15 protein-coding genes and 2 pseudogenes are annotated in these 15,131 nt (G+C 38.7%); 9 read left to right on the top strand and 8 right to left on the bottom strand.

The features are described from left to right. Positions 1–3 precede the first annotated feature (3 nt). Genes B9T36_RS10495 through B9T36_RS10475 form a run of 5 tightly spaced genes read left to right on the top strand, consistent with a single transcriptional unit; the run spans position 4 to position 5,213 of the window. Positions 4–792, top strand: coding sequence for a DUF1365 domain-containing protein (locus tag B9T36_RS10495; RefSeq protein ID WP_086209432.1), 789 nt, complete (start codon positions 4–6; stop codon positions 790–792). Beyond that, positions 789–1,994 (top strand): SAM-dependent methyltransferase, encoded by a 1,206-nt coding sequence (locus tag B9T36_RS10490; RefSeq protein WP_086209431.1) that lies wholly within the window; start codon positions 789–791, stop codon positions 1,992–1,994. The genes B9T36_RS10495 and B9T36_RS10490 overlap by 4 nt, the downstream gene beginning before the upstream one ends. Before the next feature lie 24 nt (positions 1,995–2,018). Beyond that, on the top strand, positions 2,019–2,798 hold the full coding sequence (locus tag B9T36_RS10485; RefSeq protein WP_086209430.1) for a DUF1295 domain-containing protein: 780 nt from the start codon (positions 2,019–2,021) through the stop codon (positions 2,796–2,798). Positions 2,799–2,806: 8 nt separating this feature from the next. Further along, on the top strand, positions 2,807–3,856 hold the full coding sequence (locus B9T36_RS10480) for an SAM-dependent methyltransferase (protein WP_086209429.1): 1,050 nt from the start codon (positions 2,807–2,809) through the stop codon (positions 3,854–3,856). A 34-nt stretch (positions 3,857–3,890) separates the two neighbouring features. Further along, a complete protein-coding gene (locus tag B9T36_RS10475) occupies positions 3,891–5,213 on the top strand; it encodes a sensor histidine kinase (protein ID WP_086209428.1) in 1,323 nt (440 codons plus the stop codon). Positions 5,214–5,234: 21 nt separating this feature from the next. On the opposite strand, the gene B9T36_RS10470 is transcribed toward B9T36_RS10475, so the two are convergent. The 4 genes from B9T36_RS10470 to B9T36_RS10455 all read right to left on the bottom strand — a co-directional run bounded on the left by B9T36_RS10470 (position 5,235) and on the right by B9T36_RS10455 (position 7,982). Next, entirely contained in the window at positions 5,235–5,921 is a 687-nt protein-coding gene (locus B9T36_RS10470) for a response regulator transcription factor (protein ID WP_086209427.1), read from the bottom strand. An 11-nt stretch (positions 5,922–5,932) separates the two neighbouring features. Next, on the bottom strand, positions 5,933–6,433 hold the full coding sequence (locus tag B9T36_RS10465; protein ID WP_032019161.1) for a chalcone isomerase family protein: 501 nt from the start codon (positions 6,431–6,433) through the stop codon (positions 5,933–5,935). Continuing rightward, complete coding sequence (locus B9T36_RS10460; RefSeq protein ID WP_086209426.1) at positions 6,409–6,981, bottom strand: nuclear transport factor 2 family protein; 573 nt, start codon at positions 6,979–6,981, stop codon at positions 6,409–6,411. Before B9T36_RS10460 ends, B9T36_RS10465 begins: the two co-directional genes overlap by 25 nt. A 119-nt stretch (positions 6,982–7,100) precedes the next feature. Next, positions 7,101–7,982, bottom strand: a complete 882-nt coding sequence (locus tag B9T36_RS10455; RefSeq protein ID WP_086209425.1) for a LysR family transcriptional regulator — start codon at positions 7,980–7,982, stop codon at positions 7,101–7,103. Positions 7,983–8,084: 102 nt separating this feature from the next. Here B9T36_RS10455 and trpB point away from each other — a divergent pair, with 102 nt between their 5' ends. Together trpB and trpA are read left to right on the top strand one after the other, a co-directional pair. Continuing rightward, positions 8,085–9,296 (top strand): tryptophan synthase subunit beta, encoded by a 1,212-nt coding sequence (gene trpB / locus B9T36_RS10450; protein WP_004981558.1) that lies wholly within the window; start codon positions 8,085–8,087, stop codon positions 9,294–9,296. After that, the gene (trpA, locus tag B9T36_RS10445; protein WP_086209424.1) at positions 9,293–10,078 is read left to right on the top strand and encodes a tryptophan synthase subunit alpha; all 786 of its coding nucleotides are present in this window, start codon (positions 9,293–9,295) and stop codon (positions 10,076–10,078) included. Before trpB ends, trpA begins: the two co-directional genes overlap by 4 nt. Before the next feature lie 195 nt (positions 10,079–10,273). On the opposite strand, the gene ribA is transcribed toward trpA, so the two are convergent. Continuing rightward, on the bottom strand, positions 10,274–10,876 hold the full coding sequence (ribA, locus tag B9T36_RS10440; protein ID WP_086209423.1) for a GTP cyclohydrolase II: 603 nt from the start codon (positions 10,874–10,876) through the stop codon (positions 10,274–10,276). 409 nt (positions 10,877–11,285) lie between these two features. Here ribA and B9T36_RS10435 point away from each other — a divergent pair, with 409 nt between their 5' ends. Then, entirely contained in the window at positions 11,286–11,786 is a 501-nt protein-coding gene (locus B9T36_RS10435) for a Dps family protein (RefSeq protein WP_086209422.1), read from the top strand. A 55-nt stretch (positions 11,787–11,841) separates the two neighbouring features. Here the strand turns inward: B9T36_RS10435 and B9T36_RS10430 are convergent, their stop codons facing one another. The 3 genes and pseudogenes from B9T36_RS10430 to B9T36_RS10420 all read right to left on the bottom strand — a co-directional run. Then, positions 11,842–13,140 (bottom strand): dicarboxylate/amino acid:cation symporter, encoded by a 1,299-nt coding sequence (locus tag B9T36_RS10430; protein WP_086209421.1) that lies wholly within the window; start codon positions 13,138–13,140, stop codon positions 11,842–11,844. Positions 13,141–13,662: 522 nt separating this feature from the next. After that, a pseudogene (locus tag B9T36_RS19255) lies at positions 13,663–13,818 on the bottom strand (IS982 family transposase); the annotation flags it as partial. 11 nt (positions 13,819–13,829) lie between these two features. Beyond that, positions 13,830–14,116, bottom strand: a pseudogene (locus B9T36_RS10420) (transposase); the annotation flags it as partial. 602 nt (positions 14,117–14,718) lie between these two features. Here B9T36_RS10420 and B9T36_RS10415 point away from each other — a divergent pair. Next, positions 14,719–15,123, top strand: coding sequence for a hypothetical protein (locus tag B9T36_RS10415; RefSeq protein ID WP_228146996.1), 405 nt, complete (start codon positions 14,719–14,721; stop codon positions 15,121–15,123). Positions 15,124–15,131: the final 8 nt, after the last annotated feature.

Below are 15,131 nucleotides of genomic sequence, written 5' to 3'. Positions count from 1 at the left end.
AGAATGCAAATGTATCCACTGGCTATCGCTTCTACCGAAATTCGCCATCGTCGCTATTTTCCCAAATCACATGTTTTTGAGGTAAAGCTTAGCTATTTATGCTTTGATCCGGATCAACTGACAAATTTTACCCAAAAATCTTGGTTCTGGTCTTCTAGTCGCTGGAATTTATTGACCTTGGATGAGCGTGACTTTCTTAACATGGAATATGGCTCGATTCGGCAGAAAGTTGCACGTTTACTGATCAAGAACGAAAACTATCATTTACCACATGCTGCATCTATTCGTGTACTGGCTTTGCCACGCACACTGGGTTTTCGTTTTAATTCTGTGGTGTTTTATTTGATCTTTGATACGACCGATCAACTGATTTTTATACTGAGTGAAATCACCAATACACCGTGGAATGAACGTCAGGTGTACATTCACGATTGTCGGCACAATGTAACTAAACATGCACCTTACCAGAGCCACCAATTTGACTTTAAAAAAGCCTTTCATGTGTCACCATTCATGCCGATGTCACTAGATTACCGTTGGCGTTTTAGCTTTTCTGAACAGCAAAATGTGATTCACATGCAGCTGTTTGAACAAGAAATATTGCAATTTGATGCCACGATGAAATTTAAGCTGCAAGCCATCACACTTCCTTCACAGCAACATCGATATGCTGTATTAAAAGTTCTTGAGCCCTTTAGGATGGTGAGCGGGATTTATCTACATGCTTTGCGCTTATGGAAAAAGAAAATTCCGTTTTATCGGCATCCTAAAAAAGAAAAAGGAAAGACATGACTATGAAAACACTATTCATGGGAGAACAAAGCACACTGCCAGTGATATTGCGGCATTTGCTGAAATTGCGTCATGGTCAGCTAATATTTAAAGGTATCTGGAATGGGCTGGTCGGGGAAAATTACAGTGACTTGCATGCAGTAATTCAAGTTCACGACCAACGCCTTATCGATTTGCTGTTCCGTAATGGTGTACTGGGGGCAGCAGAAGGCTTTATTCGTGGTTACTGGAGCAGTGAAGATCTGGTCAACGTAATTCGTATTCTAGCACGTAATCGCGATGTGCTTGATCGGATGAATCAAAATGTAGTGGCAAAAGCCAGCCAGTTGGTACTCAAGGCTTGGTATAAATCCCGCAAGAATTCGATTGATGGTAGTCGTCAGAATATTGCTGAGCATTATGACTTGAGCAATGATTTTTTTAAATTGTTCTTAGATTCCAGCATGATGTATTCCAGTGCGGTGTTTAAAGAACCTTGTATGAGCTTGGAACAAGCTTCAGATTATAAAAAAGAACTGATCTGCCAAAAACTTCAATTGCAACCGATGGACCATTTGGTTGAAATTGGCAGCGGCTGGGGAGGCTTTGCCATTTATGCGGCTCAGCATTATGGCTGTAAGGTGACCACCATTACCATTTCCAAAGCTCAGTACGATGAAGCACTCGCCCGAGTTGCTGAAGCAGGGCTGTCTCATCGGGTGTCTGTACAGCTTCAGGACTACCGTTTACTCGAGGGTAAATACGACAAATTGGTGTCCATTGAAATGATTGAAGCAGTTGGTGAGCAATATTTACCAACTTATTTCCGAAAATGCCGCGAGCTCCTCAAGCCGAATGGTCTCGCCTTGATACAGGCGATTACGATTGAAGATGCACGCTATGTTAAAGCTTTAAATACGGTAGATTACATTAAGCGTTATATTTTCCCCGGTAGTTTTATTCCATGTATCAGTGTGATGACGCAAACGGCTTCTGAGCAAAAACTTCGTCTCAAACATCTGGAAGATATTGGTCAAAGCTATGCACAAACCCTGAAGTGTTGGCGCCAGCGTTTTCTGGAGCAGCGTGATCAAGTACTGCAACTTGATTTTGATGAGCGTTTTATACGTATGTGGGATTTTTATCTGTGTTATTGCGAAGGTGGTTTTAGGGAAGGTGTGATCAGTGATGTTCATTTGCTGTTTGAAGCCAGTGCTTACTAAGCAGAAATAAAACAGGAGGGTGACATGCTGCTAGATTTATTTTTGCTCAATGTCTTCATCATGCTCTGTAGCTGGGTGTTGGTGACCTATAACCGCAGAGCAGGGCTGGTCGATGTCGCTTGGAGTTTCAGTATTGCCCTCAATGTGATTATTGCCGCTTGGGCGATTGACAGTGCACCGATGTTGGTTCGGTTATTTCTGGGACTGGCGAGTGGGATCTGGTTTTCACGGCTGACTTGGCATCTGTTACGGCGCTATGCCAATGAAACCCAAGAAGACACGCGTTATGCCAACATGCGCCGAGCGATGGGGGATTATCAGCATCTTGGTTTTCTGGTATTTTTTATATTTCAGGCAGGTTTGGCTCTACTGTTTTCTTACCCAATGCTGAAGCTGTTGAGTCTTCCGACCCAGCAGTGGAATGACTGGACTTTGGTCACTGTGATTGTGGCGGGCATGATCATGCTATCCGCTTTGATAGGCGAAAGCACTGCCGATCAGCAACTTTACCGTTTTAAGCTAGATCCACAGAATCAAGGTCAAACCATGGATCAGGGCTTGTGGAAATACTCGCGCCATCCGAATTATTTTTTTGAATGGCTACATTGGTTTGCCTATCCAGTGCTCGGTCTGGCAGTAGGATGCTATGAATTATGGATTTATCCGCTGCTGATGTGGCTATTCCTGTACTACTTTACAGGTATTCCATTTAGTGAACAACAGGCGCTCGCCCACCGTGGTGACAACTATAAAGACTATCAACGACGAACTTCAATGTTTATTCCGTGGCCACCCAAAGAATAGGTAAATACATGGACTTTATGATTCAACAATCTTTAAAACTGATCGAAAGCGGCAAAGTGCCTGACCCGCTGATTCGGGCCGGCATTCGTACTTTAAGCAAAAAACGTTTGGCACAAGAAGGTCGGTTTAACCCCGCATTGGCAGCGCAGCGCTATATGGATGTGCTGACCATGCTGAAAAACAGCGAAATTGCCATTGAGACAGACAAAGCCAATGAGCAGCATTATGAACTGCCGACCGCATTTTTTCAGGCAGTACTCGGTAAGCGTTTGAAATATAGCGCGAGTCTATTTAAACATGCCGATATGACGCTAGACCAAGCCGAAGAAGCTGCCCTTGCATGCTATTGCCAGCGAGCACAACTGAAAGACGGGCAGGATATTTTGGAAATTGGCTGCGGTTGGGGTTCTTTAAGTCTATATATGGCCGAGCATTATCCAACGGCCCGTATTACAGTCGTGTCAAATTCTTCAACGCAGCGCGAGTATATTCAGGAACAAGCCCGTTTAAAAAAACTGGATAACCTTAATGTGATCACTTGTGATGTCAATGTATTGCAACTTGAACCTGCGTCATTTGACCGTGTGGTATCGGTGGAGATGTTTGAGCATGTACGCAACTATCAAAAACTGTTTGAAAATATTAGTATTTGGCTCAAACCAGATGGCTTATTGTGGTGTCATATTTTCTGTCATCGTTTCTTGCATTATCCGTTTGAAGTTAAAAATGAGTTTGACTGGATGTCGCAATATTTCTTTAGTGGTGGTTTGATGCCAGCAGCCTCAACTTTCCTACATTTTCAGCAGCATTTACAGCTAGAACAGCACTGGCAATGGGCGGGCACGCAGTATGAACGTACCGCAAATGCTTGGCTAGAAAATATGGATGGTAAACAGGTGGAGCTAAAGCCCTTATTTGAAAAAACTTATGGCGCGGATGCCGCAATCTGGTGGCAGCGCTGGCGGATTTTCTTTATGGCCTGTGCCGAGCTATTTGGTTATGACAATGGACGCGAGTGGGTCATTGGCCACTTTCTGTTAAAGAAGAAAGCCTTATAATTGAACAGTGGGATTGGCCAGCGGGAATGCATCAATGTTAAAGCTATTTAGGGATAAACGTGATCATCCTCTGAGTGAGGTGTTTAACCGCTACTACTGGCTGCAAATCGGATTCATTGCCTTGTCTGTGGTGATTGGGATTGGCTTCAGTGCCTGGGTGATTAAAGGTTCTTTGCTCAGAACGGCGCTAGAACAGGAAATGTCACACTACTGGCAGCGATTAGAACGTAATCCTGCTGCAGAATTGCCCGATACCAAAAACCTGTATGGTTACCGCTGGAACACTGTGCCACCCTCCCAATTTAAGAATATGTCACTTGAGCAAGGGGTGAAACGACATTTTGTCGATGGCAAGGAACGCATGACCGTTTATGATGAAAAAGACGGGCAGCATGTGCTGTTGGTTTTTGGCGAAAGCAATGTCAATAAACTGGTCTGGCTGTTTGGTCTGGCACCACTGATGGTCAGCTTGTTTGTACTTTATAGTATGTTATGGTGGTGGAACCGTCGTGCCCGGCGCTATTTTTCTCCCATTACAAGGCTTGCCAACGCACTGGAACATATTGATTGGGAAGATTATAAAAATCAGGCTTCACCGTTTCAGGACATCCGTACCGACTCCAATCTGGAAGCGGAATATCTGAAGCAGGCGCTAGAAAAATATCATCAGGTATTAAGCGAGTTTATTCAGCGTGAACGTGAATTTACTGGTGATGTCAGTCATGAGCTTCGCACGCCACTTACCATCTTAAAAGGCAATGTGCAGTTATGTCAGGCCCGTTATGGTGACAACAAATCGTTTACCCGCCTGCATAACACCATTGAAGACATGCAGCTGCTGGTCGACACTCTGCTGGCTATCGCCCGCAATACCACCAATACTTTAACCGCGGAACCGACCATGCTTTCAGAATGTTTGGAAAATCTGGTGCAGGATCTGGAAAGTGTCAGCCACACCAAAGGCATGCAGATTGATCTGCAAAAAGACCTCGATGAACAGCCACGTAAACTGTATCCGTCAATGACCAAAATGGTGTTTGGCAATATTCTGCGTAATGCGCTGAACTATTCACAAGGCACAGAAATTAATGTGATTCTGCAAAAAAATAAAGTACTGATTGCTGACAATGGAGTCGGTATTCCTTTGCCAAATAATGCCAAAGTCCAGGAGCTATCTGGACAGCAGCTGCAACTGGAAATCAAAGGGCACGGGATTGGCCTGCAACTGGTACAGAAGTTGTGCAAGCAGCTGGGCTGGCGGGTCGAGCTGTTTGACCGGCAGTATTATCTCAGCACCCATCAGGATGTTGATCTGGAGATGACGACCGGCTTAATCGTGGTAGTGTATTTAAACTAGATCTCTGTCTGCCTAAAAAGATTAGGTTTCTAAAGCAATCTTTAAACCGACACCAGATATGGTATGAATCAGTTTTTGCTCAAAAGGCTTGTCGACCATTTTACGCAGATTGTAGATGTGACTACGCAGGGCATCACTTTCCGGCTCTTCATCACCCCAGAGTTCCATCATGATTTCCTGTTTGGTCAGGACTTTAGGCGAATGACGCATCAACAATTTTAACAATTTAAACTGAATCGGAGGCAGTTCAATGCTCTGCCCAGCCCGGGTCAGCTGCTGTCTTGCCGGGTCCAAAATCAGGTCGTGAATTTGCAGACGGCTACTGGACACTTCACCCAGCGAACGCTTGATCAGAGCTTTGACCCGCACCACTAGCTCGTTAAAGTCAAACGGCTTAACCAGATAATCATCCGTGCCGGAATTGAAGCCTTTGAGTTTGTCGTCCAAGGTATCCCGAGCGGTCAGCATCAGCACTGGCAGGTCCAGACCTTCTTCATGACGCAGCCATTCACACAGTTCATAACCGGAACCGTCTGGCAAGTTAATATCCAACAGCAAGATATGATAGCGTTGCTGTTTCAGTAGCTGGCGCGCAGCATTCAGATTGCGGGCATGATCCACCACAAAATCATGCTCTTCCAGAAACTCGCATAAGGTAGAGGCCAGTTCATAATGGTCTTCAACCATGAGGATAAAATGTTTGGACATAGTCGCGGATACTAATTTAATAATTGCTGTTTTAATTTAGCACTAAATGGCTGGGGACCAAGCCATATATTAAAATATTGCTGGGCCAGCGGATGCTGCAGCTGCCCTAAATTTTTCCGGTTGAGGGATAAACTCAGGGTTTGCGTGGCATGGCTGTATTTCAAGCGGTACAGATCACCTGATCTGACCGGACGATACAAATCGCTGATCGGATTGAAAATGGCCTGGATGTTGGGGTCTTTGACATTACGCTTGAGCAGATGTGTAGCTGCACGCTTAAATGCCCATTCAGGAATATTCTGTGTATAGGAAAAGTCCATCTGGATCGTCTGCTCTTTCCAGGATTGGCTACAGTTTTGGGCAAAATAACTGGCCATACCGACCTGTTTTTGGCCCACCATCAGCGGGCCATTGCCACATTGATTCAAGCTTTGCGCCTGCGCCCATGGACTGAAGCTACATCCCATCAGTAACGTGGTACTGATGGCTATTTTTTGAAAGGCAGTAGCCATGAATAGGCCCCTCCAACATAAGGTAGGGAACGGTACAGACCATTCGCCGGGTCCCAGAAATCTTGCTGGAAAATAATCTGATGGTTTGGGTTGACCTTTATTTCACTGATTCCAAATGAATCCATTGTTCGTGTCTTGCCGAACATTTTAAAATCATAAACCATATGCCAATGCACATAGGCAGAGTCTTGATGATATGAAGTATTTAATAGACTGACAGTTACATTACTTACCCGCTGGTTCATACCTTGAAAATGTTCAAGCAGTTTTTTACGCGATGAAAATTGCGACAGAGTATCGTTAATAAAAAGCTGATCTGCATACAGTGCTCCAGCATTTTCAACGAATTTAGGTGTGCCCAAGGTATTAAATGCCGAAGTGAAGCGGGTACCGATTTCTAGTGCTTTTGCATCATCTAAGGGTATTCCCTGAATACTCGCTCTGGCATTTGCATAATCAGAGGAATAACGAGGAACACTTTTACATCCTGACAGGAAAAGCACTGGTAAGGATAAGGCAATTGCCATTAACGTTTTGACTTGATTCATATTCACTGTCCATCTTCACAGTTTATCTCCCCACTTTAGAGAGGCTAAAGTGAACAGAATGTGAAGATAGATACTAAAGACAGTACATTGAATCGAATTTTTAAATCAAAAAATAATTTTTAACCTTTTTCTCCAGCTATTAACCAATTAATGATATTCATGACATCACGATTTTCATTATTTTTTCTGACCATTGCATAAAAATTATAGTCACAATATATAAAACCAAAAGGTGCAATCACTCTTCCATTTAATATTTCTTTTTCTATTAGAATTTGAGGAGCTATGGCAATTCCTAAGCCTGAAACAGCCGCTTCTATCATTAAATTGAGACTATCAAAATAACGATCATTCGCTTTTGGGGAAAAGTTAATTTTGGACTGATCAAACCATGTATGCCATGCACTTTTATTTGAGTAGGTATGAAGTAATGGGTAGTTTAAAAGATCATTTTTTGTGTGAAGAGGATTTATTTCACGATTACAAATAGGCCCCATGTTATCGGGAAATAACAGATATTTATTCAAAAAGTTGGGAAGTGTATGATTTTCACTGATGCTATTGATAAATATGTCAACTTTCTCTTTTTCTAACAATTTTAAGTCATTACATGTCATTAATTTGATATGGATATTGGGGTAAATGACTTCGAGTTTTTCTAATCGAGGAATCAGCCAATTTGCCATAAAACTATGAGAAGCGCCTATTACCACTTCTACTTCTGATGTTTTATTAGTTAACTCAAAGACGCATTGTTCTAAACGATTAAAAAGCTGCGTACAAACTAGCGATAATTCTTCGGCATCCGCCGTCAGAGAAATGGTAGAGAAATGTCGAATAAACAATTTTTTTCCTAACCATTCTTCTAGCTGTTTTATTTGATGGCTAATCGCACTATGGGTGACACATAATTCTTCCGCAGCTAAGCTGAAACTTTTATTTCTGGCGACGGCTTCAAATGCTTTTAAAGCATTAAGGGGAGGTAATGTTCTACGTTTCATGTTGTAAAATTTTCTAACACAATTAGCTCAAAATATATCAATTATCAGAATAATGAAAATATTTTAAGATCAAACAAATTTTGATAGTAAAAGAGATATGAGATGACAACCCCTTATACAGGTAATGGTCCTGATGACTTGGGATTTTTTGGTAAGTTTGGCGGATGTTACATGCCAGAGAGCTTAATGCCAGCACTTCGAGAATTAGAGCAAGCCTTTAATACTGTTCGGCACAAACCTGAATTTTGGGCTGAATATCAGCAGATTTTAACGGACTTTGTTGGTCGTCCTAGTCCTCTTTTTTATGCAAAAAACCTAACAGCTTATGCGGGAGGTGCTCGAATATATCTCAAGCGAGAAGATTTGAACCATACTGGTGCGCATAAAATCAATAATTGTGTTGGGCAAATCTTATTAGCCAAATTTATGGGGAAAACTAGAATCATTGCAGAAACTGGTGCTGGACAACATGGTGTTGCAACAGCAACTGTTTGTGCACTGTTTAAGATGAAATGTACCATTTTTATGGGAGAAACAGACATTCAGCGCCAACAAGTGAATGTTGAACGCATGAAATTACTCGGTGCTGAAGTCAGAAGTGTTCAAAAAGGTCGTAGGACTTTAAAAGATGCGATGAACGAAGCATTACGTGACTGGATTAGTCATGTTGATACAACCTATTATCTGTTGGGTACTGGTGCAGGTCCTCATCCATATCCCATCATGGTCAGAGAATTTCAAAAAATTATTGGTCTAGAAGCCAGAAACCAAATACTCCTCAAAGAAAATAAACTGCCTGATGCTTTAGTTGCTTGCGTTGGTGGTGGATCAAATGCATTAGGGTTGATGCATCCTTTTCTAGAAGACCTGAATGTCAAAATGTTTGGCGTTGAGGCAGGTGGAAAAGGAACAAATAGCGGTGAACATGCGGCCTCTATTTGCAAAGGTCAAGTCGGTGTGCTACATGGTAATTTAACCTATTTATTACAAGATTTAGATGGACAGATTTTAGAGGGGCACTCTATATCAGCTGGCTTAGATTATCCTGGTGTCGGCCCTGAACATGGCCTTCTGTTTGAAACAGGACGTGTGACATATACGGCTATAACCGATCAAGACGCTGTAAATGCATTTCAGCTTTTAAGCCAACAGGAGGGCATTATTCCTGCTCTTGAGAGTTCTCATGCGATTGCATATGCGATTCAACTTGCTCAAGAAATGCAGCCAGAACAGATCATTATTGTCAATTTAAGTGGCAGAGGTGACAAAGACTTAAACACGGTAAAAAAATATCTTGCAGGAGCTACAGCATGAACCGTCTAGATCAAAAATTAGAGCAATTAAAACTGGAAAATCGAAGCGGTCTGGTCTGTTATTTTACTGCTGGAGATCCTAATTTCGCAGAAAGTTACCGTCTGTTGAGCCAATTAGGTCAAGCTGGAGCTGACATTATCGAAGTTGGCATTCCTTTTTCAGATCCAGTGGCAGATGGTGAGATCATTCAGGCAGCACATCTTAGGGCATTAAGTGCAGGTCAAACGGTAAAACAAACCATTGAGTTGGTAAAAGCAATCAGGCTACATGATGAAAAAACACCAATAATTTTTATGACTTATTTAAATCCGATTATGCAATATGGTTTCGACACACTTGTGACCGAAACGGAAAATCTTATAGATGGAATATTGATTTTAGATGCTCCATATGGATATCGAGAAAAATTTGAAGTGCAATTAAATGAAAAAAATATGCATTTCATTGCAATGACAGCGCCGACTACCCCAGTTGAAAGATTAGAACAAATTTCAGCGCGTGCGACAGGTTTTTTATATCATGTTGCAGAAAATGGCTTAACAGGAGGAGACTTCAATCTGTCTAATCTTGAGAAAAAGATTGCTGAAATTAAGCCTATTTTTAATATTCCTGTTGCAATTGGTTTTGGGATCAAAAATGAAAGTCATGTTAAAGCCTTAGCCAATAAAGTAGATCTGATTGTTATCGGTTCAGCGCTTGTCGATACTTTTTTTAATAAGGGGATGAATGCGACTTTAGAAAAAGTCACAGTTTTTTCGCAAATTCTTAGAGAAAATAAATAAGATCCTGTTTCTTTAATCAATATCTTTAAACTTAATTTAATAATAACCATATTTGATAAAACTGTCTCCCGTAAGGGAGATGGAAGTTTTAATGCAAATTTTTAGCTATTCCATATGCAGAGAATTTTATAAAACAAAGCACTGATGTTAAAAATTAAACATAAACAGATAGGTTGTGTCTAAGATGAGTGCCTTTTAAAAATCACTATTATCATACAGATGTGACATGCGTTTTTGCTTTGTTTCGAGATAATTTTTATTAAAGCTATTTAAGCCTACTTTCAAAGGAATACGCTCAACTACGTTAATACCTAAATCAGTCAAAGATTTGATTTTAAATGGATTATTCGTAATTAATTTGACGTCTTTTATTTGTAAATAATCAAGCATTATTGTACACATATCATACTTTCGGGCATCTGCTGGCAGGTTTAATAATAAATTTGCATCAAGGGTATCATGTCCTTGGTCTTGAAGTGCATAAGCCCGAATTTTATTGGTTAGTCCTATGCCACGGCCTTCTTGGCGAAGGTATAAAATGACACCTTGACCTGCATCATGAATCATCTTCATGGTTGAGTGTAATTGTGGACCACAATCACATTTGAGTGATCCAAAAGCATCACCTGTTAAGCACTCTGAATGTATTCTGACCAATACAAGTTGATTGGGAGCAGCATTTATCCCTTTAGCAAGAGCGATATGTTCTTCACCAGTCTTTTGATCTTGAAATGCTATAATTTCAAAATAGCCAAATGCAGTAGGTAACTTTGATTTGGAAACAAATTCTATAGCCATTTAACTATACCCCTGTATTTTAAGAATTTAGAAACTTGCAACTATTACTTTCCAGATAAAATAGTTCTCAGATAGTGAAATTTATGTGAAAACACAAGAGTTTTTAGTGTGTGAAGTAAATTTCAATAAAAAATCAATAAGTTACTTCTAATTTTAGATTTGACAAGTTTTCTAAAATTATTTTTTAGTTGGGTGTTAAATATACAATTTTTATATGCATAATAACTAAGATCGAAATTAACAGTCATTAGGAACGATATAGACTATTTTAAAAATGGTAACTTTTTTTACTCGTAATTGCTTTCTGAGTAGGTTGGTATGATAGTCTTAATAGTTAAGCTCTACATTCAGTTTGTTCTCATTTTTTAAATTTTTAATATCATGTACTTATTACAAAAGGAAGAGATTCATGGCTAGTCCTAAAAAAGAAGTAAAAGCAATAAAGATTGATATCGGTATTTCTCATAATGATCGAGAAAAGATTGTTTCTGGCCTGTCAAAACTACTTGCAGATAGTTATACCTTATATTTAATGACACATAATTTTCACTGGAATGTTACAGGGCCTCAGTTTAATAGTTTACATAACATGTTTATGGATCAGTATACTGAACAATGGAATGCTTTAGATACTATAGCAGAACGTATTAGAGCATTAGGTTTCCCTGCCCCTGGTACGTACAAACAGTTTGCTAAATTGACCGCAATTAAGGAAGTAGAGGGTGTTCCAAAAGCACAAGAAATGGTTGGTTTATTAGTTAATGCTCACGAAACTGTTGCAAAAACAGCAAGAGGAATTTTTCCAATTGTCGATGAGGTAAACGATCAGCCATCAGCAGATTTAGTTACACAAAGACTTGAAGTACATGAAAAAACAGCATGGATGTTAAGAAGTATTTTAGAGGATTAATAAATATAGAAACCCTTGAATATATATTTATTCAAGGGTTTGAATAAACTAGAGATTAAGATGATTTTGGTTTATTTAAAACTTCATCTAGTACATCTTTCTCCAAAGCATTATCCCAACGAGCAACAACGATTGTTGCGCAAGCATTTCCTACTAGATTGGTTAATGCACGGCATTCTGACATAAAGCGATCAATACCTAAAATTAATGCCATTCCTGCAACAGGTACTGCTGGTACAACAGACAATGTAGCCGCTAGGGTAATAAATCCTGCACCAGTTACTCCAGCTGCCCCTTTAGAGCTAACCATTGCTACCAGTAAAAGAGCTATTTGTTCACCAATTGATAAGTCTACATTACATGCTTGAGCAATAAATAACGCTGCCATGGTCATATAAATATTAGTACCATCAAGATTAAATGAATATCCTGTCGGGATTACTAGACCCACTACAGACTTTTCACAACCAGCTTTTTCCATTTTTTGCATTAAAGTGGGTAGGGCCGCTTCTGATGAACTTGTACCTAATACAAGCCATAATTCATCTTTAATATATCGAATGAGAGCTAAAATTGAAAATCCATTGTAGCGAGCTACTGCACCTAAAATAATAAGTATAAACAACAACGATGTTATATAGAAAGTCATTATCAGTAATAGCAAATTACCTATAGCTTCAATACCATATGCGCCAATTGTAAATGCCATTGCACCAAAAGCACCAATTGGAGCTAACTTCATTAACATCCCGACTAAATAAAATACAGGAGCTGTCAAATTATTTAGAATATCAACAATTGGGCGACCACGGTCACCAATTGCAGCTAAAGCAATACCGAATAGAACTGCGACAAATAAGACTTGTAGAATGCTTCCTTCAGCTAAAGGGCTTATTAGTGTCTTAGGAATAATATTCATGAAAAAGTCGACTAAAGTCGCATCATGTGCTTTTTCTACATAATCAGCTACTTTATCATTTGCTAATGTAGTTGGATCAATATTCAAACCTTTACCGGGTTGAATAATATTCGCCACTACCATTCCTACAATAAGAGCTAATGATGAGAAGGTAAAAAAGTACAACATCGCTTTACCAGTCACACGACCAACACGACTCATATTAGTCATGCCAGCAATACCCGTAACAACTGTTAAAAAAATTACTGGAGCAATAATCATTTTAACAATTTTAATAAATGCATCGCCTAGGGGTTTTAGGCTTTCACCAAACTCAGGGTAAAAATGACCTAATAATATACCTAAGATAATTGCAAATATTACCTGGACATATAATATTTGATGAAACTTCTGTTTCTTTTTTATAACTTCTGGTTCAAGGGTACTGAATTCCATTATCTATATACCTTTTTAGATCAAATTTTAAATTACGCAACCATGCAACATTTGAAGCATGAAACCACTCTGTTTGAGAAGAGCAGGCAGTTTATAGAAAAAAACAACAATCAGGTCATAAGATTTCGAAATGTTAATATGGAATCCATATATTAAAGACATGCTAAACAATTAATTATTAATGCACCAAAGCAGAGCCAGTTAATAAATATTTATTGCACCATAATGAATCATAAATAAGATAATATTGCACTAGTATAGTGCATTTCAATATTGGGAAATTACATGGAATATGTAAAATATTGATTTATATTTATTTTGTGTAATTTTTTCTAATGAAAGTAAATACCATAATAATTAAAGTGTTTTTGTTTATTTTACTTAAATTTAATAAATATTTTATTTAGGATAATCACTATTTAAGAATTTGATTTACTTTTTAGTTGCATAGAGATAATTTGATTATATTAACCCTAATTCTACTTAAGCTGATATTTCCATAATACGAAGCATCGGCTTGTTTTAATGACATATTTCATAAGCAAACAGAGATACATAAATACCAGCTGAATAGCCTGCAACACTTCTCGCTCTAGTCGTCACTAGATTGTAAGCCCCTTTAAGAAAACTGAACAAAGTTTCTATTTTATTGCGTTGTTTTAGATGGTATTCATCTGCTTTTGTCATCAAAGTGTGGAATAATCTGGTGTTGTCCAACTTAACCACTGAGTTCAATTAGACTTTGCACAAAACCTGTGACTATACGCAAAGAAAGTCGAAAGATAGATTTGATCATCAAACAGTACTGAATTGCTCTATCAGAATAGGTTTGATTTCTTCCATGCTTAGCTTATGGCTGAGCATGCCATTTAGTCTGAGGATCGAACCAAATTGAAATATTTCCTCGCTTGATTAGAGTTTGGTTATAAGAGGACCAATTCGTTGTACGATAGATTTTAGATGCAGGCTTCTTCATTTAGAAATTATATTACTGAAGAAGTCTTTAAGAATAGCTTTATACAACAAAGCCGAGTAGTGAACCAATAGATAGTAAACATCGATATTTTTGTGTAAATGGTAAACTAAATTGTAACAAAAAAAATGGGCGAAACATGGGCGCCAATAGTACCTAAATTGTTGATTTTTCATATGTGACCACCCATTGACATCGTAGAGGTCTCCAGTTCGAGTCTGGATATACCTACCAAAATTCGTTGATATTTTAACAGATTAAAGCCCACTCAAAAAGTGGGCTTTTTGTTTTCGGGGAATGGCGTAATTCCCCAATGTGGAAAACTCGTTCATTTAAACTTAAAAACGATGATTAATGGTAGCTAAATCAATAACTACTTGGACATCTATTCTTATTTCATCTGGACATTTTTTCTGTTTCAGTCTTAAATGAGACTATACAAAACCGTGGAACATTGTTTAATAAGTAATCGTGGAACATAATAAACTATTAAAAATCCTAATACATCTGGGTTGGGGTTCATCAAGTCAATTAATACATTGAATTATATGAAATAAAAAATGAATTACGTATAACGTGTATTATGTTAATTTTAGCAAAATTAAATGTTAATTCCTTTAGAGATCACTAACTCAATGTTCAGACTTATTATTCCTATCCTTTTAATTATTAGTCCAATTACCTATGCTGGCTATAATGTGTATATAACAAAAAAAGAATTTTATCTTAATGATGGTGAATGTATTACTAAACAAGAATGGAATTCATATTTAGAAACAGACCCAACAATAACGGTAGATCTTCAAAATTCAGAAGAGGACTTTCTTATATCCATTGATGAACAAGAGTTTTCTCTATGGTATGACCGTAACTCGTGTGACTTACTAACGAAAAACCCGACACCTGAAGCTATTGATAAAATGATTAATATATCAAAAAAGTTAAAAGCTACTGTACAAGGTGAAGAATCAGAAATTTATCTAACTCCTAATGATGTTATTAAAAGATAAGTGAACTC

The organism is Acinetobacter sp. ANC 4204 (assembly GCF_002135205.1).
Taxonomy (GTDB): Bacteria; Pseudomonadota; Gammaproteobacteria; order Pseudomonadales; family Moraxellaceae; genus Acinetobacter.
The sequence above is the reverse complement of the archived record's forward strand: the minus strand, read 5'-3'. Positions and strand labels throughout refer to the sequence as shown.